Here is a 21,398-nt window from a genome sequence, read left to right on the forward strand (position 1 = left end):
AACCGTCCCCCCCCGGGGTTCCTTTGGCCCCCCCCCCCCTTTTTCCCCGGGGGGGGTTTGGCTTGGCGGGGCCCCCCGGGGGGTGGGGGGGGGGGGGCGCGGCCCCCGGCGCGGTACGGTACGAGACCCTTGGCGCCCGCGACCTGCTGACTGACGGGCGCAGTCAGGGCGGGCGAGCCGGATTGTCCTATAGTTCGAACGGGCGTGGGTTTTCGGCCAGTCTTGCGGGTTATGGCGTCTATGATGGCTTTGACTGGTTCGCCATGCTGCACAGCGCACAGGGCGACGATTATGAAAACGGTGACGGCGATGAAATCGCGGGTTCCGAAACCGGCGTCACCGGCGCATTGGTCAAGCTTGGCTATGAATTCGAAGGCCACCGTGTCGAAATGGCTTATGAACATGCCGTCGATGACGGGGACCGCCCCGCCAAGATGAATTTCGACCTGCCGCGCGAGGAAGGCGCGGTTTATCCGCTGAAAGTCACGCGCGACTCGCTGAGCCTGCGCTATACCCAGACGGCGCCCACGGCCAGTTGGGATCCCGAAGCGTTGATCTATCTCAATCGCAATGAATATGATCGGCCGGACTATATCGAGGGCGGAACGAATGGCGATATGAACATGCAGGCCGAAGGGTTCGGCGGCGTGTTCAAGAACCGCTTTCAGCTTGGTCAGGGCACGATCACGGCGGGCGTCGATTTCTCTTATGCCGATTATACCATCGATAATTACGAAAGCGGTCCCATCATCGGTAGGGATGGATTACCGACGGGCGAGGAATATGTGCGCATCCACAATCTGGAAACCGCGCAGATCGGCACATTCGTTCAGGGCCGGTTCGAGTTTTCCAACGGCATCGACCTGTCCACGGGCCTGCGGCTGGATCATCATCGCTTCACGGATTGGAATGGCGAGCGTTTCACCGATTCGGGGGTTAGCGTGAACGGCACGGTGTCCTATGAATTCGCCCCCGGCTACGAGGTTTTTGCCGGCGCATCCAGAACATGGCTGGGCTATGACATTGGCGAATACGGTTATCTTCATGCCCGTGGCAGCAACACGATCACCGAACCCGGTTTCAAGCCTGCAAGCTCGGAAAACTACAAGATCGGTTTCAATGCCTCGCAGGATAACTGGACCGGAAATATCACCTTCTTCGATACCAGGCTGAAAAACCTGCCCAACGCGTATTATTATGAAACGGCTGGTGGCGAGATCAACAATCTCGACAATATCGAAGAGGAATACCGCAGCAAAGGGATCACCCTTCAGGGCAATTACAGCTGGGGTTCGGGCCGGGTCGGCGCGAGTATAACCGCAGCCAAACTGACCGCGGATGGCCAGAAAATCCTGCCCGAGGGCGGTGATGTCGTCCCGATCGGCGAGGTCGCGTCGATTTATGTCGACCAGGAGTTCTCGCAATATAACCTGAAACTCGGCGGCAATATCGAACTGGCCAACAAGATGAGCGGCGATTATCTTACCGCAGCCGGTTTTGAAGAGCCCGCAGGTTACGGCGTCGTCAATGCCTATGCGCAATGGCGTCCGCAACAATACGAGAATGTCGTGGTTCAGTTGAATGTCGATAACCTGTTCGACAAGACCTATTACGAACGCTCAAGCTATGCTGCGAATAGTGAACGTGGCGGTGGCATCCGGCCGATCTATGCTCCGGGGCGCACCGTTTCGCTTGGGGTAACTGTGGACTTCTAAGCCAGAGGGTTGAAGTAACGGAGTTGCGGGGCGCGCGCTTTGACAGCGATGCGCCCCGTTTCATATCCCGTCCCTGGCAATCACCGTCCAGGCAGTAGATGGAGAAGAAAGATATCATGCGGATTCTGACAATCATCGCCGCCACACTTGGCCTTTGGATCGCGGCTATCGGCATCAGCCATGCCGAGGCAACCTATGCCCCACAAAAGGTTGTCTATCACATCAACAGTGATGGCGGCGAAGACGGCGCGGGATACAAACCGGCACTGAACAATATCCGAAATCATATCAACGCGGTTGGCGCAGAAAATCTGGATCTGCGCGTCATCATGCATGGCGACGGGCTGGAATTGCTGCAAGCCGCTGTGGATGATCAGCAATTGCAGGGCATTATCGCCGGGTTGAAAAATGATGGCGTGCAGTTTCTGGTCTGCAACAATACCCTGACCGGGCGTAATATCGACCCGGAAACTGATCTGTTCGACGTCTGGCCAGAAGATATCGTGCCCTCAGGCGTGGCCGAGCTGGGCAAATTACAGGCCGAGGGCTTCGCCTATATCAAACCGTGACCAACATCAGCCGGACCTTGCAGCAGCGAGTGCGAGGCTCTATATCCATCTTGTTCGGCTTCGGTCGGGCTATGGACATAAACGCGCTCGTAATAAGCGGATCGGACCCGGGGGCGGTACCCGGCGGCTCCACCATATAACCCTTCATTGGGGGTATTTGGGGCCGAAACAGGATCGACGAACGTCTAAAGGGGTTTGCTTTGTCCCGGTGAGCGACCACCGTTATCGGTGCATAATGTACAGTTGCCAATGACAACCGTGCTCCGGTGGCCGTTGCTGCGTAAGCAGTAACCAAACCGAAACCTTAAGCCCTGACGCCTAGCAGCTTCAGGCGGGGCCCGCAGGAGCCTGGCAACAGAATCCTGCACTTTACCCCTCCATTGTGCCGACCGCCTGAGAGAATTGGCTTCATGGGCTATCGCGATGCCCCGCCCACAGTTTCTGCGCAATCTGGCACCGACTGATTTGTAGAGCGCGATGACCAATAATGCCCGAACTTAAACAACAGCACCGGCGGGTTTCGAGTTGCGATAGCGTTCCAGGCTGTCGCGAAGATGATCGCGCATCGCCTTGCGCGCCGCCTCGGCATTGCCACGTTCGATTGCCGCGATCAGCGCCAGATGCTCTGCCTGCCATTTCCTGCGCATTGCATCACCATCTCCGGCATGAATACGCAGCCGTGGAATGATCTGCGGGCCCAGGAACTCAAGGAATTTTTCGAAATAGGGGTTGTTGGATGCGCGCGCGATCATCTTGTGGAAGTTGAAATCAAGTTGCCCGCTATTCGTCCCGTCCGAGCTTTCGAATGCTTCTATCCTGTTATGCGCAATCCGGATATCTTCCAGTTGCTTCTCTGTGCGGCGTGTGGCTGCCATAGCGGCGGCTTCCAGTTCGACACTCAGCCGCAATTCAAGGATATGAATGATTTCCTTTACTGCGGCATCGGGCAGCATCGAGATCGCGAATGGTCGAAGCGTAAGGGTTTCATTGACAAACACACCGATTCCCTGACGTGGCAACAGCAGCCCATCCGCCCGCAAGGATGCCACCGCCTCGCGCACAACCGTGCGGCTGACACCATATTCGGCACAAAGTTCACCTTCCGTAGGAATCCTGTCGCCGGGCTTGTAGGTCCCGTCTTCGATCTTCCGGCGCAGCTCATTCTTAAGCTGCGACGCAAGACTTTCACGTTTGCCCAGCATTCGCCCCCCTTTCCGATTGGCCTGCCGCAGTAGCGAACAGATCTTGCACCGCGCGGCCAAGCCGGCTGCATGCCGTCTCCAGGGCCTTGCGCGAGGTGGCGAAAGACATCCTGAAATAAGGAGACATGCCAAAGGCAACCCCCGGCACGACCGCGATCCGGGCGGTATTCAACAGGAAACGGGCAACATCGGCATCATTCTCAAGGACATTGCCATCCGGCGCGATACGTCCGATCAGGGCGCTGCAATCGACATAGGCATAGAAGGCGCCATCCGGACGGGGCGCCCGCAACTGCGGGATTGCTTCCAAAGCCGTAAAAACGATCTCTCGACGCGCGGCATATTCGGCCCGGGCCTCGGCCAGAAAATCCTGCGGACCGGACAAAGCCTCGATCGCCGCCGCTTGGGACACCGAACTGGGATTCGACGTCGATTGCGACTGGATCTTTCCCATGACCTTGATCAGCGGTGCCGGGCCGGCTGCATAGCCCAGCCTCCAGCCGGTCATCGCATAGGCCTTGGAGACGCCATTGACGATGAGCGCCCGATCTTTCAGGCCGGGATTGGCAGCCAGGAAAGACAGAGGCAAGGCATCGCCGTATTGGATCTGATCATAAATTTCGTCGGCCAGAACCATCACGTTCTCATGCCGCTTGATCACATCGCCCAGCGCGCCCAACTCTTCCCTGCTATAAGTTGCGCCGGTAGGATTCGAGGGCGAATTCAGAAACAGCCAGCGGGTCCTGGGCGTAATCGCCGCTTCAAGCGCCGAAGCCGTCAGCTTGAAATTCATGTTGTAGGGGCATTCGACGATTTTGGGCGCACCACCCACCAGCAGAACCATATCGGTATAGGACACCCAGTAAGGAGCCGGAATGATCACCTCGTCCCCCGGCTCCAAGGTCGCCATCAGAGCATTGAAGATGATCTGTTTCGCGCCATTGCCAGCAGTGATTTCATTATTGGCGAAGTCCAGCCGCTGATCCCGCCGGAACGCGTCCGCAATCGCCTGCTTGAGTTCTGGGGTCCCGTCGGGCGCCGTGTAATGCGTTTGGCCTTCCTTCATGGCTTCGGTAGCGGCCTGAATGATGTTCATCGGCGTATCGAAATCGGGCTCGCCGACACTCAGATCGATCACGTCGATGCCCTGCCGGGTCAGTTCTTTCGCCTGTATCGACACCGAGATGGCGGGCGATGGCTTGATAAGCTGCGCGCGCTTCGATTCATAATTCATGCCTGCGGCCTTTCTGAAAACATGCAAGCCCGCCGTCACGAGCCGTTTGGATGGTCGGCCTTTGCTTGCATGGCCGAAGGAAATATGGCGTGCCGTTTCGGTCATCGCTTGATCGAGACCAGCATAAAAACAGACATCATACAACTGTTGACTTCCACCGAACGCAATAGTCTATCTGACCAATGAGATTTTCCGCCTGGAAGGAGCGCCACCGATGAATCCCGATGAACTCAAGACACGCCTCGGATCCGGGCTGCTGTCTTTTCCTGTCACGCATTTCGACCAGAATGGAAAATTTGCCGAGGATAGTTACAAACGCCATATCGAATGGCTTTCGGGTTACGATGCGGCCGCGCTTTTTGCGGCGGGCGGCACAGGCGAATTCTTCTCGCTTACCCCTGCGGAACTGCCGGCCATCACCCGCGCGGCAAAAGAGGCAGCTGGCGATACGCCAATCATTGCCGGTTGCGGCTATGGAACGGAAATCGCCATCTCCATCGCGAAAGAGGCCGAAGCTGCAGGCGCAGACGGGCTGCTCTTGCTTCCCCATTACCTGATAGATGCTCCGCAGGAAGGGCTTTACGCGCATGCAAGGGCAGTCTGTGACGCCGTCTCGATCGGGGTCATGATCTATAACCGCGACAACGCCATTTACAAAGCCGATACGGTCGCGCGGCTATGCGATGATTGCCCGAATCTCATCGGCCTCAAGGATGGCAGCGGCGAGATGGGTCTGGTGCGGCAGATCACCTCTACGATCGGGGACCGGTTGACCTATCTCGGCGGAATGCCTACGGCAGAATTATTTGCCGAGGCTTATCTGGCGGCAGGATTTACCACCTATTCATCGGCGGTATTCAATTTCGTCCCTGAGCTTGCTGTCGATTTCTACAAAGCCGTCCGCGCAGTCGACACCGATACCTGCGAGTCCTATCTCAGGCAATTCTTCTATCCGTTCATGGCGCTTCGTTCCCGGGCCCCCGGCTATGCAGTGTCGCTGATCAAGGCGGGTGTGAGGCTGCAGGGCTTTGACGCCGGACCGGTTCGTTCCCCGCTCGTGGATCCGACCAGGGCCGAGGAAGCCGAGCTTGCCGAATTGATTGCCGCGCTTCCCGGACATTGATGCCGCGCCTTCCCCTATGCGGAAGTAACGGGGAGGCCGTCGGAAATGCAAGGCTCACGATCAGGCTTCCTGTCGCTCGTGATTGAGCGCGCAGCCTGATCCGCAAACGCCGCGCTTTCAGGCTTGCAGCCGCTCCGCAGCGGCCAGAAGCGCCGCATCAGCACCCTTGCGACCGATCAGCATGGTCATTGACCAAGGCGGGTCGATCCCCGGTGTCGGCATCGCCAGTGCACAGCCATCGGCCAGATTGACCAGCGACGTATTGCGCAGCATCGCGGCGTTCAAACGGTCGAAATCGGTCTCGGTTTCGGCAATGGTCGGGGGCATCTGCATCAGGGTCGGGGCCAGCGCAGCATCGAAACCGGTCATAATCTGATCGAACCTCGCGACGATTTCGGTGCGGGCAGCATAGGCATCCTGAATCTGCGCGGATGACAAGGTCTCGGCAAACCGGATCCGGGCCAGCACACGCGGGTCGCCGACCACGTCAAGCTGCGCCAGACTCTGCGCATAAATCCGATATGCCTCGACCGCGACGATGATCTTGTTCAGCCCGACACCCTGCCCGATCGCGGTCATGTCCACCGGTTCAAGCACATGCCCCGCCGCGCGCAGCCGGGCCTGTTCGGTATCGAACAGCCCCGCGACCTCAGAAGAAAGGCCATCGGTAAAGGCACCGTGCGGCACAGCCAGAGTCAGGCGCTCGGGCATATGTGCAGTCAGCGGTTCTTCGGCCATGACCCTCAGCATCGCCTGCAGCAGCGGCAAATCGCGCGCCATAGGGCCGGGCGTGTCATAGCTTGGCGCAAGCGGATGAACCCCGGAATCATCGACAAGCCCCTGGCTGGGCTTCATTCCCCAGATTCCATTCGCGGCCGCAGGAATGCGCAGAGAACCACCGGTATCGGTGCCGATAGCCGCGTCGGTCAGCCCCAAAGCCACCCCCACCGCACCGCCGGAGGATGAACCGCCGGGGATCACCCCCTCGACCAATGCGCTCGAGGGGGTGCCGTGATGGGGGTTCAGGCCAACACCGGAATAAGCGAATTCGGACATGGAGGTCCGACCGAACATCAATGCGCCCGCCTGCCGCAACCGCCGGACAGATAGGGAATCGGTTACCGCGGCATCGCGATCCGCCAATAATCGCGATCCTGCACCCGTCACCTGCCCCGCCTCATCGAACAGATCCTTGACCGAGACAAGCGTCCCGAAAAGTGGCATGTTTTCACCTTTCGCGTGACGCGCAGCCAATATTTCAAGCTCGGCGCGGATACGATCAGGCGAAAATTCGGTGAAAATCGCGCGGCGAATATGGTCGGGCAATCCTTCTACCCGGGCAATCGCAGCTTCGGCTTTCTGGCGCAGCATGTCGGTCATGCGACCTCCGGCAAGGCAGTCGTGACATATTCATGCGAAATCTGTCGTCCCGTCCCTGTATCGGTCATGGCCATGCGGAAACGCGCCGCCGGCCGGACTCCGCCCATCGCTCCAAAGGTGCCGCACATCATCGCAACCGCGCCCTCTCCGGCCAGCAGCGACAGCGAGGCACCTTCGATCAGTTCCGCCAGCGGCAGAATCGCCGCCAGCGTTCCCTGTTGATAAGGCAACCATGCGCCGTCTTCCTCGATCCAGCTTTCCAGCCGGATCTCCTCCAGCCGGTCGGACAGGTCATCCCATGCCCACAGCTCTGTCGCGCAGGGCTTGGCGCAGACCTGTTTGGACATGGCGACAGAATGCGCCTCGAGCGCCCGGTCGGTATGATCCGAACCCAGCCCCAGCCAGCGCCGTTCACCATGCTGCACGATCAGCGGTTCGACCTCGCCCGAGGATGCGTTGCCGACCACCTGAATCCCTGACGCGGTGGTCAACAGCGCCGCTGACACGCGGTAAAAAAGCGGTGTCGCCGAAGGAGGGCTGACGCCGATCTCTGCCAGTTCCTCGATATGATGCTGAATGGCATCCCGGTCCCGGCCGGTCCAGCCGGCAATGACCAGATGGGACAGATCCAGATCCAGCGGCGTGTCGCCAAGGGTGAAGCGCATACGGTCTCCTTTCACAAGATCGAGGGCAGCCACAGCGCCAGCCCCGGGAAAGCGATCAGCGCGGCAAGCATCGCGCTCATCACCAATACATAGGGAATCGCCCCCATGATGACGTCATTCAGCGATCCCGATTTTCGGGTACTTTGGACGACGAACAGATTCAGCCCCACAGGCGGAGTGATAAGCGCCATCTCGATCAGCACGATCAACAACACGCCGAACCAGACCTTGTCATAGCCCAGCCCCGCCATGATCGGCACGACGATGGGAATGGTTGCGACCATCAGCGACAGGGTCTCGATGAAGAAGCCCAGCACCAGATACAGCGCAACCACCAGCAGCAACGTGCCGAACGGGGACAGGCCCGAGCCCTGGATCAACTGGCTCAGTTGACGGCCCAGCCCCGCCGAAGTCATGGCGAAATTCAGAAAATAAGCGCCGGCGATCACCAGCATGATCATTGCCGAGATACGGATGGTGCCATGCAGCGCGTCGGATATCGCAGCCCGGCTTAACCCGTCCCCCATGAATACCGCGATCAGCGCCGCCATCACCACACCGACGGCCGCCGATTCGGTGGGCGTGGCCCAACCGGCATAGATCGAGCCGATAACGACCAGGAACAAAATGACGATCGGGATCAGCTGGGCGAGGCTTTGCAACCGCTCATTCCAGCCGAAACTCCGCGAAGGACCGCCCAGATGCGGACGGGCAGCACAAATCGCGGCGGTAACTGCCATGAACGCCAAGGCCATCAGCAGCCCCGGAACAAGCCCGGCCGAAAACAGTTTCGGGATCGAGGTTTCGGTCAGGAAACCATAGACGATCAGGTTGATCGAGGGCGGGATCAGAATCCCCAGCGTGCCGCCCGCCGCGATGGCACCGGAAAACAGCCGCGGATCGTAATTCAGCCGCTCGGCCTGCGGCATGGCTACCGTGGCGACGGTCGCGGCAGTGGCAACCGACGAACCCGACGTGGCGGAAAACATCGTCGCTGTGGCGATATTGGCATGCACCAGCCCGCCCGGCAGCCATGACAGCCATTTATCAAGCGCAGCATAGGTACGCTCGGCCACGCCGCCGCGCACGAGGAGTTCGCCCAGCAGAACAAATAGGGGAATGGCGATCAGCGTCGAAGAAGCAGATGACGACCAGACCACCTGCCCCAGACCACGCAGCAGCGGGAAGGCGGAATAGAATTGCCCGACACCGATACCCAGAAGAAACAACACGATACCAACCGGGATCGTCAAAGCCATCAGGCCCAGAAGGGAAAACGCGACGCTCCAGATCATTCCTCGATCTCCGATCCGATTCCCAGCGCGGCCTCGAACTCCGCACGGCGGCCATGGGCCAGATAGGCGATGCCGATCAGCGAAAGCCCGGTAGCGGTCAGCGCGAACCACAGCCAGCCGGAGAACCATATCCCTTGCGGGATCCACAGGGGCGTCTCCAGCGGTGTATTGGCGTGCGATCCCCGCGCCAGCGTCTTTTGCAGCACCGGCCAGCATTGCCAGGCAATCAGCAGCACGACGCCATTCGTGACGATCATCGCAAAGATATCCATCAATGCGCGGCCTGGCCTGGCAAGTTTCTGGCGGATCAGGTCGATACGGACATGGGCGCGCTCGACCAGCCCGCAGGCAAGGCCCCAGCTGGCGACCGCAGCCATGGCATAGCCCGAGATCTCGTCCGATCCTCCCAGCGATCCAAGTCCGAATTTGCGCAACACCACATCAACCAGAATGAACGCGACCGTCAGCAGCAGCGCCGCGCCCAGGATCAGGGCGATCAACCGGTTGGCGCGTCGTAACGCGCCGTGAAGATTCTCGATCATGGCAGCAATCCCCGCCTTCTGGCTTATTCGCCGATGGTGATGCCGACCGACTGACCGACCGACTCGTTCCAGCGCCCGACCCAATCGTCACCGGCACGGGTCGCCCAATCCGGCAACACTTCCTCCGTCAGGATCTTACGGGCGGTTTCGGTATCCGCATCCGAAGGCTCGACCAGCGTCATCGAGGCAGCCTCGCCCTCGGGGCAGTCGCCATTACCTGTCAGACAGGCGATGTCATCCGTAAGCCCACCTTCAAGCGCATCCCATGCAGGAGCCTCCAGATTTTTCGTCACGGCCTTGGTCAGGATCTCTTGCTGCTCGGGGCTCAGCGCGTCGAAACGATCGCCATTCATGGCAATCACCACCGGATCCCAGCCGCCAAGCGGCAGCGTCATCAGATGGTCCGACACCTCCCACCAGCCGGCGGAGTAGCCGGAACCGGCACCGGTAACCGCGCAATCGATCACGCCGCGTTCAAGCGAACCGGGTACCTCGGAAAAGTCGATATTGATGCCCTCGGCGCCAAGTGCTTCAAGGAATTTCGTCGTCATCCGGCCCGAGCCACGGACTTTCTTGCCCTTCAGATCAGCCAACGAGGCCACCTCGCCCTTGCAGAACACCACCTGAGGCGGATAGGGCGCGATACCCAGAACCTGAGCGCCAAAGCGTTCACGCATGATATCGTCGACCATCGGGCGCGCCGCCTCGACCATTTTTCTGGCATCGGCAGCGGTCGCGGCCAGCAGCGGTACGTCCAGCCCCTCCAATTCGGGCGCATCGCCCACGGTGTAATCGGCCACGGTTGCGCCGATATCGAAAACCCCATCCCCCAACATCCGGTAGACGTCTTCGCCCGCAACGCCCATCTGGTCGAAGCTGGTCAGTTGCGCGGTGAATTCATCGCCGGTCAGTTCGGGTAGTTTTTCGGTCCAGAATGGAGTCTCGAAATCCTGGTAAAGCGGCAGGTTGCTCCAGCTTCCGACGACGGCCAGTTCTTCGGCGAACGCCGGACCGGAAAGCAGCGCGGTTCCGGCAGCAAATATAAGGACGATACGTTTCATGAATTTCTCTCCTGTTGGTTTTCTTGTTTATTAAGCGGGCGACACGCCCGTCAGCATGGCTTCGGCCCGTCCGGCGGGAATATCGGTGACCAGCATATGTCCGGGAGCATGCGTGATTGCCAAAGCGGGGCGTGCGGCGACAATGGCGGCTTGTGGAGTGACGCCACAGGCCCAGAATACCGGAAGTTCGCCGTCCCGGATATCGGGAGAATCGCCGTAATCGGGGGCCGTGATATCTGAAATGCCAATCTGCGCCGGATCGCCCAGATGTACGGGCGCGCCATGGGCAAGCGGAAAGCGAGCGCAAATCTGCACCGCTTCAATCACGTCGGCGGGACGCATCGGGCGCATGCTGACGACCAGTGGTCCGGAAAAGCGCCCTGCCGCCCGGGTTGGCAAATTGGTGCGGTACATCGGCACGTTGCAACCGGTCTGATGATGACGCATCGGGATTCCGGCATGGGTTAGCGCATCCTCGAAGCTGAACGAGCAGCCAAGCGCGAAGGACACGAGATCATCCCGCCACAGACCGGCGATATCGGTAGGCTCATCGGTCAGTGCCCCGTCGCGCCACACGCGATAACGCGGAAGATCGTGACGCAGATCAATCCCCTGCCCCAGCGTCGGCAAGGAAGGATCGCCCGGCTCTCCGACCGCCAGCAACGGGCACGGACGCGGATTGCTTTGGCAGAAGCGCAGGAAATCGCCCGCATCCCTGGCGGCAAGGATCACCAGATTGGCCTGCAAGGCATCACCGCCCAGTCCTGCAGTCGGCCCGCCGAACCCCCCGTCGCGAATTTCACGGCGCAACTGACGCGGATCGGACAGACCGGAATTGTTCATGACAGTCTCCTTGCGATGAAACAAGGATTGCGCAAGAGAACTTAGTTGATCAATAGTTCAGTTATGCGCAGTATTGATCTCATTATCAGATCGGTCGGCGCCGGCCTCTACCGCTGCGCGCGTAACTTCGCGCCCGATTTCATCATTTCTTTCAGGCATGTAACAAATCGAAAAATCCAGATCAGGCAAGCGGGCCTCTGGCAGAACCTCGATTTCCTCAAGCCCGGTATGCGGCCATGCGGCCGCGATATCATGCGGGATGGTGCCGATGCCGAATCCCTGCCTGACCAGATGCAGCACGGTGGCCAGCGAGGCCGAGCCATGAATCGCCGCCGCCGTTTTCCGTCCTGGCGACAACAGGTTCACGACCTGACGATGGGGCAAGGTGCCCTTTGGAAATGACACAATGGGCAATGCCGCCAGATCGTCGATACCTGCAGGTCGCGGCAGACGGAAATGAGAAGATGCGGCGAACCAGCCCAACGTCACCGAGGGCAAGGGCGTCATGCTGATACCGCGCGGAAGCTGATCGCGCATCATGATCGCCACGTCCAGCCCATCATCGATCAGCAGCTGGCTTATCTGCGAGGAGGTATCGACCGAAATCTCGAAGCGAAGCTGCGGATGCCGGGTCCGCAGATCGGTCAGCATCCGCGGCAGAATCGTATGGGTCATGGTCTCTGCCACGCCAAGACGCACGACACCCGCCATCACACCCTGCGTCAGCTCACCCAGAATGCGATCACGTTGAGTCACCAGTATCTCGGCCTCGTCGACCAGTCGCCGGCCAGCCGCGGTCAGGCGTACACCGCGCCCGTCACGTTCGAAGATCGAGATTTTCATCCGATCCTCGAGATGCCGGACACGGCGTGAAATCGCAGATTGTGCCAGCCCCGTCGCATCCGAGGCAGCGCGGAAACCGCCATGCCGGACGATGGCGCGGATGATCTCGATATCACGGAAGCCAAACATGCTACGGCGATGTTAATCCACGATCCATAACGGTCAAGTCAGTATGAGCCCGTGACCAGGCGCCAGTCTATCAAGAAAAAGAGGGGGCACATGGCCCCCTCAGTATCGCGGATCGGGTCGTTGGTTTACCGCTCGAACATGGCTGCTGCCTGTTTACCGATCCGCGCAAGGGGCGAGCGCACCCGCCCCGGACCTTACCTGTGAGCTGATACCGCCTCGGACTAAAATCCGCATCGGGACTGTCCCATGACATTCATCAGCTGCATCCGCTGGTTCCTCCGCAAGTATTGCACTTCATGCAGGTACCGTTACGCACCAAAGTGTAATTGCCGCATTCACCGCAGGGATCGCCTTCGTAACCCTGCATCTTCGCCTTGGTACGCGCATCGATGCTGGTCGATGCGACAACGGTTGGCGCAACCTCATGTACGATTGCGGCCTCTACCGCACCGCCAGAGACGGCCCGCGCCGACACTCCACCCTGCAGCACCATCAGCTCTTGCGGCAGACGCTTGCGCAGATAGCCCGCACTGCTGATCTGCTTCAGCATGGTCAGCGATCTCAATTCGTTCTGATCGCTGATCGGGGCGACATTGCTCTTGCCCTCCCCTTCGCCGCCGCCAAGATCGTCAAAGCTTGCGCCTGCGGGTTTCACATGGGCCAGATCGGTGCGATCCAGATAGGATACCGCCAGTTCCCGGAACACGTAATCAAGGATCGAAGTCGCGTTCTTGATACTGTCATTGCCCTGCACCATGCCCGCCGGTTCGAAGCGGGTGAAGGTGAAGGCATCGACGAATTCTTCCAGCGGGACGCCATATTGCAGGCCGACCGAGACGGCGATGGCGAAATTGTTCATCATCGCCCGGAAGCCGGCACCCTCCTTGTGCATGTCGATGAAGATCTCGCCCAGAGCGCCGTTATCGTATTCGCCGGTGCGCAGGTAAACCTTGTGGCCGCCGATGATGGCCTTTTGCGTGTAGCCTTTGCGCCGCTGCGGCAGTTTTTCGCGGTGGCTACGGACGGCCTCCTTGACGATGATCTTCTCGACCACCTTTTCGGCAATGATCGCCGCCTTTTCCTGCGGGCTGCCGGTGGCAAGGATTTCCTCGGCCTCCTCGTCATCCTCGACTAGGGCTGAAGCCAGCGGCTGCGACAGTTTCGAGCCGTCGCGATACAGCGCATTCGCCTTGATCCCCAGCGACCAGGACAATTCGTAAGCCGCCAGCGTATCTGCGATGGTCGCATCATTCGGCATGTTGATCGTCTTCGAGATCGCACCCGAAATGAAGGACTGCGCCGCCGCCATCATGCGGATATGGCTTTCGACCGAAAGATAGCGCTTGCCCTTCTTGCCGCAGGCATTGGCGCAATCGAAGACGGACAGATGCTCGTCCTTGAGGAAGGGCGCGCCCTCCAGAGTCATCGTCCCGCAGACATGATCGTTCGCGGCCTCGATCTGCGCACGGGTAAAGCCCAGATGGCGCAGCAGGTCGAATGTGGGATCGTTCAGCTTTTCGGCGGGAATACCAAGGGTCTCGCGGCAGAATTCCTCGCCCAGGGTCCACTGGTTGAACACGAAACGGATATCGAAGGCGCTTGCCAAGGCCGCCTCGAGTTTCTCGAGTTCGCGCGGGCCGAAACCGTGACCGGCAAGGGCGCTGTGGTTGATGCCCGGGCAGTTGCCCAGCGAAGCGTGCCCTACGGCATAAGCGATCATCTCTTCGATCTGGTTCGAGGGGTAACCCAGCTTTTCAAGCGCGGCAGGAACCGATTGGTTGATGATCTTGAAATAGCCGCCACCGGCCAGTTTCTTGAATTTCACCAATGCGAAATCCGGCTCGATCCCGGTCGTATCGCAATCCATTACCAGACCGATCGTGCCGGTGGGCGCGATCACCGTGGCCTGAGCATTGCGGAAGCCGTGATCCTCACCCAGAGTCAACGCCTCGTCCCATGCTTCACGGGCGATCGACACCAGCCGCTGATCGGGGCAATTCCTGGCATCCAATTCGACCGGCTTCACATTCACGCCCTGATAGGCATCGGTGCCGAAAGCGGCGGCGCGGTGATTGCGGATCACCCGCAGCATATGCTTGGCATTGCGCGCATATCCGGGGAAAGCGCCCAACTCCCCGGCCATCTCGGCCGAAGTCGCATAGGCAACGCCTGTCATGATCGAGGTCAGTGCCCCGCACATCGCCCGGCCTTCGGCGCTGTCATAGCCAAAGCCCATATTCATCAGCAATCCGCCAATATTGGCATAACCCAGCCCCAGCGTGCGGTAGTCATAGGATCTTTGCGCGATCTCTTTCGAGGGGAACTGCGCCATCAGCACGCTGATTTCCAACGTCACGGTCCACAGCCTTGTGGCATGGACATAGGCGTCCGCATCGAACCGGCCATCAACATAGAATTTCAACAGGTTCATCGACGCCAGATTACAGGCGGTATCGTCAAGGAACATGTATTCGCTGCAAGGGTTGCTGCCCCTGATGGCGCCATCCTCGGGGCAGGTATGCCATGCGTTCACTGTGTCATGGAACTGAATGCCCGGATCCGCGCAGGCCCAGGCGGCATGACCGATCTGCTCCCACAACTCCCGGGCCGAGATGGTCTTGGCCACCTTGCCATCGGTGCGGCGCAGCAATTCCCAGGGCGCATCCTCGCGCACCGCCTTCAGATAGGCATCGGTCACACGCACCGAGTTGTTCGAGTTCTGGCCCGAAACGGTCACATAGGCCTCGGAATCCCAGTCGGTGTCATAGGTAGGAAATTCGATACTGTCGAAGCCCTGCCGCGCATATTGCAGCACCCGGTTGACATAGGTTTCCGGGATCATCGCCTTCTTGGCGCTGCGGATCGCCGTTTTCAGCCCGTCATTCTTCGCCGGATCGGTCGCATCTTCCATGCTGCCGTCCCATTCGCGGATAGCAGCGAAAATCTCGTTCAGTTTCGCCTCATGCGCCTTGGAACCTGCGACAAGGCTTGCGACCTTCTGTTCCTCGATCACCTTCCAGTTGATGAACTGTTCGATATCAGGGTGATCCATGTCGCAGATCACCATCTTGGCAGCGCGGCGGGTGGTGCCGCCGGATTTGATTGCACCTGCGGCCCGGTCGCCGATCTTCAGAAAGCCCATCAGGCCCGAGGACTTGCCGCCGCCTGAAAGCGCCTCTCCCTCACCCCGCAAAGAGCTGAAATTGGTGCCGGTGCCCGAGCCGTATTTGAACAGCCGCGCTTCACGAACCCACAGATCCATGATGCCGCCTTCATTGACCAGATCGTCGCTGACTGACTGGATAAAGCAGGCATGCGGCTGAGGATGTTCATAGGCACTGTCGGATTTCACCAGCTTGCCAGTCTTGAAATCGACATAATAATGGCCCTGCGACGGACCATCGATGCCATAGGCCCAATGCAGGCCGGTATTGAACCATTGCGGGCTGTTCGGCGCGGCCATCTGCCGGGCCAGCATATGGCGCATTTCATCGTAATAGGCACTTGCGTCCTCTTCGCTGGAAAAATAGCCGCCCTTCCAGCCCCAATAGGCCCATGCCCCCGCAAGACGGTCGAAGACCTGCCGCGCCGAGGTCTCGCCGACATAACGCTGATCCTTGGGCAAGCCCTCAAGCGCAGCCTCATCCGCAACGCTGCGCCACAGGAACTCGGGCACGCCCTTTTCCTTCACCCGCTTCAACGCGGCCGGAATGCCAGCCTTGCGGAAATATTTCTGCGCGATCACGTCGCTGGCAACCTGGCTCCAGCCCTTCGGCACCTCGACATTTTCATTGCGGAAAACGATCGTGCCATCCGGATTCCGGATCTCGCTGACCGTCGTGGTGAATTCGATCTCGCCATATGCGCCACTCTTTGCGGTGGTAAAGCGCCGTTCGATCTTCATGTCCTGCCCCTTCAGTCTCTTTGTTCAGTCACTGTCCCTCGTCCGGAATCCGCCACACAACGCAAGCAAGCCGGGGCCGATACCCGACCACAGGACCGGGCTCGGCAAGCTGATCGCCGCCATTTCACATTGAACCAAATTCCGGGGCATAGCCGCGATGCTTTTCCGGGTTACCCCACCACATCTTGTGCCGCTATGACCACACCATACAAAGTGCCGCGTTTAGGTGACGCTTTCAACATCTTTTTTTGACATTCTTTGAGTAGTTAAGCGTTGACAGATCGCCAAGTCGTGATCCGTGGGATTCGCACACAGCTTTGCCACACCAAACACCCAGGGAGGCCCCCAAACCATGGTTTTTTGTGCGAGATCAGAAGATTGCGAATAGATACTCGCGTGTTTTCCACAGGGTTATCCCGGGATCATCCACAGCTTGCGCACAGCTGATGCAAACAGGCAACAGAAACGGCTGCAAATTCATCCGACGCGCGGACGGATAATCTCGCGGCAGGTAACGATCAGATCCAAAGGCTGATCAAAGACTTCGACCGGCACCTGAGGCAATTCCTGACTGGCAAAAGCCAACCCGATTGCGATGACACTCCCCTGCGAACGCAGAAGTTCGAGGGTCCGGTCATAGTAGCCGCCGCCATAGCCGATGCGATTGCCCGCACGATCAAACGCGGCAAGCGGCACGATCAACACTTCAGGCCGCAATACCGGAGATGATTCGGAAGGATGCGAAGTACCGAACGGTCCGGCGTCCAATGGTTCGCCTTGCCATTGCCGGAATATCAACGGAACGGCCTTGCCCGGAACGACAGGCAGACAGAGCGGTCCGGAATGGTCCCGCATCGCGGGAATCGGATCGGCCTCGCCCCGCATCGGCCAATAGCCCGACAGAATCGCGCCGTCATGGGGATGTAGCGCAGCGGAAAGATGCCGCGTGATCCCCGCCTGATCGCCGCCTGCACGCTGGCGGGCCGCCAATGCCCGGGCACGCAGCGCAGCTTTATCTGTGACATTCATACCAGCACCATCGAAGCAAGACCGAGAAAGGTGAAAAAACCGACCACATCCGTCATGGTCATTACAAAAGTCCCTGATGCAAGAGCCGGATCGGCACCCAGTTTATCAAGTGTAAGCGGGATCAGAACGCCGGCAAGCGCCGCAATCGCCAGATTCACGATCATGGCCATACCGATCACGCCCGCCAGAGACATGCCGCCGAACCAGAACCATGCCACCACTCCCATCACCACGGCGAATGTCAGTCCATTCAGCAAACCCACCATCGCTTCGCGCCGGACGACCCGCCAGACATTGCCGGTGGTCAGGCTTTTGGTTGCAAGCGCCCGAACTGCGACCGTCAATGTCTGTGTTCCCGCGTTCCCGCCCATCGAGGCAACAATCGGCATCAGCACAGCGAGCGCCACGAAATCCTTGATCGTCGTCTCGAAAATCGAAATCACCAGTGATGAGACAATCGCCGTACATACATTCACCATCAGCCACGGAATACGCCGACGCAGGGTTTCCGTCACGCTGTCGGTAATGGACGAATCCTCGCCGACACCGGCAAGAAGAAGGATATCCTCTTCATGTTCTTCGTCCAGAACAGCCATCGCATCGTCAATGGTAATGACACCGACCAGCCGCTCATCTTTGTCCACGACCGGCGCCGAAATCAGGTGATACTGGTTAAAGGCATAGGCCACATCACCTTCCTCGGCATAGGCGCTGATGGTGCGGAAGCTGTCCTCGCGCAATGTGCCAAGCGGCGCGTCGCGTTTTGCGGACAGCATCCGGCCAAGCTGAACATAGCCGACAGGATGCCGCCGCGGATCGACCAGAACGACATGATAGAATTGTTCGGGCAGCCATTCCTCTGCTCGCAGGAAGTCGATCATCTCGCCCACGGTCCAGTGCTCGGGCGCGGTAACCACCTCGGACTGCATCAGGCGCCCGGCAGAATATTCCGGATAGGTCAGTGATTGCTGAACCGCGGCCCGGTCGGAATCATCCAGAGCGGCCAGAATCCCTTCGCGGTCTTCCTCGTCCAGATCTTCGACCAGATCGACGACATCATCGCTGTCCATCTCGCGGACAGCATCGGCCAGAACCTCGGGCGGAAGCTGCTCAAGCACCTGCTCGCGGATCGCCTCGTCGATTTCGGACAGGATTTCTCCGTCGATCTCACCCGCATAAAGCTCGAGAAAATCCCGGCGCCGCGACGGGTCCAGCCGCTCGATGATATCGGCGATATCTGCGGGGTGCATCGGCTCGAGCAAGTCGTTCAGCCGCGCCTTGTCCCCCGTCGCAATCGCTTCGTGGATCTGATCCAGCAATTCGCGCCGGGGAAGAAATTCATCCTCCTCGCGCTCCGACGGCGCCTCGGTAACCAGTTCTTCGGTTTCGGGACGCTCGTCTTCGCTCATCCGGAATCTCCTGTCAGGCAATGATGTCGGGTTTCAATTCGTGTAAAGCCGGGATTTCAGGCGTTCAACAACTCAAGCGCCTGTCGATGCAGAAGTTCCGATGCCGCCGCAATGACCTGCCCGCCGGAGGAGGCAGAGCCGCCCTGCCAATCAGTGACGATTCCCCCTGCCGCTTCGACAACGGCCAGAGGTCCGGCAATATCATAGGGCTGCAATCCCGCTTCGATCACCAGATCCACCTGCCCAAGCGCAAGCAGGGCATAGGCATAACAATCAAGCCCATATCGCGTCAGCCTGACCCGGCTTGCCACACGCCGGAACGCCTCGCCCTCCTGCGGGGTGCCGATCGCGGGAAAGGTCGTCAACAGCGTCGCCTGCCCAAGCTCTACCCCCCGCCGCACGGCAAGCGGCTTCTGGCCCGAGGGGCCGGTAAAGCGCGAAATACCCAATCCGCCCTCGAAACGCTCACCGATATAGGGCTGATCGATCATGCCGTAGCGGATGGAATCGCCATCCTTCAGACCGATCAGCACCCCCCAGCTGGTTGCGCCGCAGATGAATGCGCGGGTGCCATCAATCGGATCGAGGATCCAGGTCAGCCCGCTGCGCCCTTCGCTATGACCATATTCCTCGCCCAAAACCGAATCATCGGGGCAACGCCGGGACAATATCTCGCGCATCGCCTTTTCGGCGGCACGGTCGGCTATCGTCACCGGGTCGAAATCCGCCGGACGCTTGTTGTCGGCAGCAAGATCCCGGTCGCGAAAATGCGGCAGGATCGCCTGCCTTGCCGCATCCGCCATTTCATGCGCCGTATCTATGATCCGTTGCGTGTCCTGCATGGATGCCTCCGCCGCTCTGCCCCGTAATGACGGTTTAGCATCAATGGCTTATGGCTTCCAGCCCCGGAGAAACACCGGTCACCGGAATTTCACAAATCAGGCCACATTGGAAAGCACCCGCGCCAGCTCAAAAATCTGCCGCCGCTGCGCCTCGGGAATCGAATAATATGCACGCACGAGCTGCAATGCCTCCTTGTCGGCGAGGATATCCCCCTCGACGTCAGCCATCGCATTTTCGTGCAGTCCTTCGAAAAAGAAATTCACCGGAACGTCCAGTGCGTGCCCAATGTCCCACAAGCGGGATGCCGAAACCCGGTTCATCCCGGTTTCGTATTTCTGGATCTGTTGAAATTTGATCCCGACCTTATCCGCAAGCTGTTGCTGAGTAACCCCGATCATCCACCGACGATGACGAATTCGCTTGCCAACATGGACATCTACACTGTGTTTCATTGTAAACCCTCACTACAATCCCAAATTGAACTACACATAGCCGCGCAATCTACGGCTGTTAGTTCGGAAAGCATACCAAAAGCTGGATGAAAATACAGAAAAAGTTATGCGGCTTGAATTTCCTTGAATATAACTGTGTAATTAAATGAAATAATAAAGCTTTTCCCCGAGGCAGGTATGCTCGAAAAAATCAGTGCCGCAAGCGTGAATTCTTATGGGCAGGATCCCGCTATAGAAGAGCTTTCCCCGCCAATTCGCCCACAGGACGAGGTTCTGCTGCGCATGCGTTGCGGCGCGCTGAACTTTGCGGATCTGCTGCAGGCGCGGGGTGAATATCAGGAGCGGATCCAGCCGCCCTTCGTTCCGGGGCTGGAAGGTGCGGGCGAGGTTCTCGAGGCGCCGGAAGGCAGCGGGTTGATCGCCGGCGACCGGGTTGCGGTCTGCTATCCGGGGACGCTGGCCCAGATCATCGCGGCACCACGGGACGCCTGCCTGAAGATCCCCGACCGGATGAGTTTCGAACAGGCCGCCGGCTTCCAGATCGCCTATGGCTCCAGTCATCTGGCATTGACCGGATTGGCGCGATTGCAGCCGGATGAAACGCTGGTGGTGCTGGGCGCGGCAGGCGGAGTCGGACTGACCGCGGTCGAAATCGGCCATGCCCTTGGCGCGCGGGTCATTGGTGTAGTCCGTGGCGCCGACAAATTGCAGACCGTTACGGATGCCGGAGCAGAGATGGCGATCGACAGCGCCGAATGCACCGATCTCAGGGCCGAGCTGCGCAAGGCAGGCGGCGTTCATGTCGTCTACGATCCGGTAGGTGGCATGTCAGGAAAACAGGCCTTCGGGGCGTTAAGGCGCGGGGGCCGCTTTCTGGTCATAGGCTTTGCGTCGGGAACGCCTCCGGAATTGCCGCTTAACCATGCGCTCGTTAAAAATATCGCCATTCACGGCTTCTACTGGGGCGGTTACCGCGAATTGAACCCAACAGCATTGCGGCAAAGCCTGGAAGAGCTGTTTGCGTTGTTTGACAAGGGAAAACTTACCCCCGTCGCCGGAGAGATCCTGCCGCTGTCACGGCTGGCCGACGGGTATGAGATGCTGCGCAGCCGCAAAGCTGTCGGTAAAATTCTCATCAGCATGTAAAATGCTGCAAATAT

Annotated in this window: 18 protein-coding genes and 1 other RNA gene; 5 read left to right on the forward strand and 14 right to left on the reverse strand. The window is 59.2% G+C overall.

The window, feature by feature from the left end; translation table 11 throughout:
- From Q0601_RS16060 to ssrA, 3 genes are all read left to right on the forward strand, one after another.
- On the forward strand, window positions 1–1,715 hold a 1,715-nt coding region (locus Q0601_RS16060), incomplete at its 5' end, for a TonB-dependent receptor domain-containing protein (protein ID WP_305290884.1).
- Between the two features lie 116 nt (window positions 1,716–1,831).
- The gene (locus tag Q0601_RS16065) at window positions 1,832–2,284 is read left to right on the forward strand and encodes a DsrE family protein (RefSeq protein WP_305290885.1); all 453 of its coding nucleotides are present in this window, start codon (window positions 1,832–1,834) and stop codon (window positions 2,282–2,284) included.
- A 13-nt stretch (window positions 2,285–2,297) separates the two neighbouring features.
- Window positions 2,298–2,653: a transfer-messenger RNA gene (gene ssrA / locus Q0601_RS16070) on the forward strand.
- 128 nt (window positions 2,654–2,781) lie between these two features.
- On the opposite strand, the gene Q0601_RS16075 is transcribed toward ssrA, so the two are convergent.
- Complete coding sequence (locus tag Q0601_RS16075; RefSeq protein WP_305290886.1) at window positions 2,782–3,486, reverse strand: FadR/GntR family transcriptional regulator; 705 nt, start codon at window positions 3,484–3,486, stop codon at window positions 2,782–2,784.
- Window positions 3,470–4,720: an aminotransferase class I/II-fold pyridoxal phosphate-dependent enzyme gene (locus Q0601_RS16080; protein ID WP_305290888.1), complete on the reverse strand. Its 1,251-nt coding sequence runs from the start codon at window positions 4,718–4,720 to the stop codon at window positions 3,470–3,472. Before Q0601_RS16080 ends, Q0601_RS16075 begins: the two co-directional genes overlap by 17 nt.
- Before the next feature lie 214 nt (window positions 4,721–4,934).
- Here Q0601_RS16080 and kdgD point away from each other — a divergent pair, with 214 nt between their 5' ends.
- Window positions 4,935–5,843, forward strand: coding sequence for a 5-dehydro-4-deoxyglucarate dehydratase (gene kdgD / locus Q0601_RS16085; protein WP_305290889.1), 909 nt, complete (start codon window positions 4,935–4,937; stop codon window positions 5,841–5,843).
- A 117-nt stretch (window positions 5,844–5,960) separates the two neighbouring features.
- Here kdgD and Q0601_RS16090 read toward each other — a convergent pair whose 3' ends face one another.
- From Q0601_RS16090 to Q0601_RS16145, 12 genes are all read right to left on the reverse strand, one after another.
- Window positions 5,961–7,223 carry an amidase gene (locus Q0601_RS16090; protein WP_305290890.1) on the reverse strand — a complete coding sequence of 421 codons (1,263 nt, stop codon included), beginning with the start codon at window positions 7,221–7,223 and terminating at the stop codon, window positions 5,961–5,963.
- The gene (locus Q0601_RS16095; protein WP_305290891.1) at window positions 7,220–7,888 is read right to left on the reverse strand and encodes a DUF2848 domain-containing protein; all 669 of its coding nucleotides are present in this window, start codon (window positions 7,886–7,888) and stop codon (window positions 7,220–7,222) included. The genes Q0601_RS16090 and Q0601_RS16095 overlap by 4 nt, the downstream gene beginning before the upstream one ends.
- Window positions 7,889–7,899: 11 nt before the next feature.
- Window positions 7,900–9,183 carry a TRAP transporter large permease gene (locus Q0601_RS16100; RefSeq protein WP_305290892.1) on the reverse strand — a complete coding sequence of 428 codons (1,284 nt, stop codon included), beginning with the start codon at window positions 9,181–9,183 and terminating at the stop codon, window positions 7,900–7,902.
- Window positions 9,180–9,725, reverse strand: coding sequence for a TRAP transporter small permease subunit (locus Q0601_RS16105; protein ID WP_305290893.1), 546 nt, complete (start codon window positions 9,723–9,725; stop codon window positions 9,180–9,182). Before Q0601_RS16105 ends, Q0601_RS16100 begins: the two co-directional genes overlap by 4 nt.
- Before the next feature lie 23 nt (window positions 9,726–9,748).
- Window positions 9,749–10,786 (reverse strand): TRAP transporter substrate-binding protein, encoded by a 1,038-nt coding sequence (locus Q0601_RS16110; RefSeq protein ID WP_305290894.1) that lies wholly within the window; start codon window positions 10,784–10,786, stop codon window positions 9,749–9,751.
- A 30-nt stretch (window positions 10,787–10,816) separates the two neighbouring features.
- On the reverse strand, window positions 10,817–11,629 hold the full coding sequence (locus Q0601_RS16115; protein WP_305290895.1) for a putative hydro-lyase: 813 nt from the start codon (window positions 11,627–11,629) through the stop codon (window positions 10,817–10,819).
- A 57-nt stretch (window positions 11,630–11,686) separates the two neighbouring features.
- Complete coding sequence (locus tag Q0601_RS16120) at window positions 11,687–12,601, reverse strand: LysR family transcriptional regulator (protein ID WP_305290896.1); 915 nt, start codon at window positions 12,599–12,601, stop codon at window positions 11,687–11,689.
- A gap of 256 nt (window positions 12,602–12,857) precedes the next feature.
- A complete protein-coding gene (locus tag Q0601_RS16125; RefSeq protein WP_305290897.1) occupies window positions 12,858–16,505 on the reverse strand; it encodes a vitamin B12-dependent ribonucleotide reductase in 3,648 nt (1,215 codons plus the stop codon).
- A 477-nt stretch (window positions 16,506–16,982) separates the two neighbouring features.
- Window positions 16,983–17,534 (reverse strand): 5-formyltetrahydrofolate cyclo-ligase, encoded by a 552-nt coding sequence (locus Q0601_RS16130; RefSeq protein ID WP_305290898.1) that lies wholly within the window; start codon window positions 17,532–17,534, stop codon window positions 16,983–16,985.
- Window positions 17,531–18,943: a magnesium transporter gene (gene mgtE, locus Q0601_RS16135; protein ID WP_305290899.1), complete on the reverse strand. Its 1,413-nt coding sequence runs from the start codon at window positions 18,941–18,943 to the stop codon at window positions 17,531–17,533. Before mgtE ends, Q0601_RS16130 begins: the two co-directional genes overlap by 4 nt.
- A 56-nt stretch (window positions 18,944–18,999) precedes the next feature.
- Window positions 19,000–19,785, reverse strand: coding sequence for a histidinol-phosphatase (hisN, locus tag Q0601_RS16140; protein WP_305290900.1), 786 nt, complete (start codon window positions 19,783–19,785; stop codon window positions 19,000–19,002).
- 96 nt (window positions 19,786–19,881) lie between these two features.
- On the reverse strand, window positions 19,882–20,238 hold the full coding sequence (locus Q0601_RS16145) for a helix-turn-helix domain-containing protein (protein WP_305290901.1): 357 nt from the start codon (window positions 20,236–20,238) through the stop codon (window positions 19,882–19,884).
- A gap of 177 nt (window positions 20,239–20,415) precedes the next feature.
- Between Q0601_RS16145 and Q0601_RS16150 the strand changes: the two genes are divergently transcribed.
- A complete protein-coding gene (locus Q0601_RS16150) occupies window positions 20,416–21,384 on the forward strand; it encodes an NADPH:quinone oxidoreductase family protein (protein ID WP_305290902.1) in 969 nt (322 codons plus the stop codon).
- Window positions 21,385–21,398 lie beyond the last annotated feature (14 nt).

It is taken from the genome of Paracoccus wurundjeri (assembly GCF_030678915.1).
Lineage (GTDB): Bacteria > Pseudomonadota > Alphaproteobacteria > Rhodobacterales > Rhodobacteraceae > Paracoccus > Paracoccus onubensis_A.

Excerpts from the sequence above, each read along its gene's own strand:
- Q0601_RS16130 (WP_305290898.1), bottom strand. The coding sequence starts at position 17,534 with ATGAATGTCACAGATAAAGCTGCGCTGCGTGCCCGGGCATTGGCGGCC.
- Q0601_RS16115 (WP_305290895.1), bottom strand. The coding sequence starts at position 11,629 with ATGAACAATTCCGGTCTGTCCGATCCGCGTCAGTTGCGCCGTGAAATT.
- mgtE (WP_305290899.1), bottom strand. The coding sequence starts at position 18,943 with ATGAGCGAAGACGAGCGTCCCGAAACCGAAGAACTGGTTACCGAGGCG.
- Q0601_RS16150 (WP_305290902.1), top strand. The coding sequence starts at position 20,416 with ATGCTCGAAAAAATCAGTGCCGCAAGCGTGAATTCTTATGGGCAGGAT.
- Q0601_RS16100 (WP_305290892.1), bottom strand. The coding sequence starts at position 9,183 with ATGATCTGGAGCGTCGCGTTTTCCCTTCTGGGCCTGATGGCTTTGACG.
- kdgD (WP_305290889.1), top strand. The coding sequence starts at position 4,935 with ATGAATCCCGATGAACTCAAGACACGCCTCGGATCCGGGCTGCTGTCT.
- Q0601_RS16095 (WP_305290891.1), bottom strand. The coding sequence starts at position 7,888 with ATGCGCTTCACCCTTGGCGACACGCCGCTGGATCTGGATCTGTCCCAT.
- Q0601_RS16120 (WP_305290896.1), bottom strand. The coding sequence starts at position 12,601 with ATGTTTGGCTTCCGTGATATCGAGATCATCCGCGCCATCGTCCGGCAT.
- Q0601_RS16065 (WP_305290885.1), top strand. The coding sequence starts at position 1,832 with ATGCGGATTCTGACAATCATCGCCGCCACACTTGGCCTTTGGATCGCG.
- Q0601_RS16145 (WP_305290901.1), bottom strand. The coding sequence starts at position 20,238 with ATGAAACACAGTGTAGATGTCCATGTTGGCAAGCGAATTCGTCATCGT.
- Q0601_RS16125 (WP_305290897.1), bottom strand. The coding sequence starts at position 16,505 with ATGAAGATCGAACGGCGCTTTACCACCGCAAAGAGTGGCGCATATGGC.
- Q0601_RS16110 (WP_305290894.1), bottom strand. The coding sequence starts at position 10,786 with ATGAAACGTATCGTCCTTATATTTGCTGCCGGAACCGCGCTGCTTTCC.
- Q0601_RS16090 (WP_305290890.1), bottom strand. The coding sequence starts at position 7,223 with ATGACCGACATGCTGCGCCAGAAAGCCGAAGCTGCGATTGCCCGGGTA.
- Q0601_RS16075 (WP_305290886.1), bottom strand. The coding sequence starts at position 3,486 with ATGCTGGGCAAACGTGAAAGTCTTGCGTCGCAGCTTAAGAATGAGCTG.
- Q0601_RS16105 (WP_305290893.1), bottom strand. The coding sequence starts at position 9,725 with ATGATCGAGAATCTTCACGGCGCGTTACGACGCGCCAACCGGTTGATC.
- Q0601_RS16080 (WP_305290888.1), bottom strand. The coding sequence starts at position 4,720 with ATGAATTATGAATCGAAGCGCGCGCAGCTTATCAAGCCATCGCCCGCC.
- hisN (WP_305290900.1), bottom strand. The coding sequence starts at position 19,785 with ATGCAGGACACGCAACGGATCATAGATACGGCGCATGAAATGGCGGAT.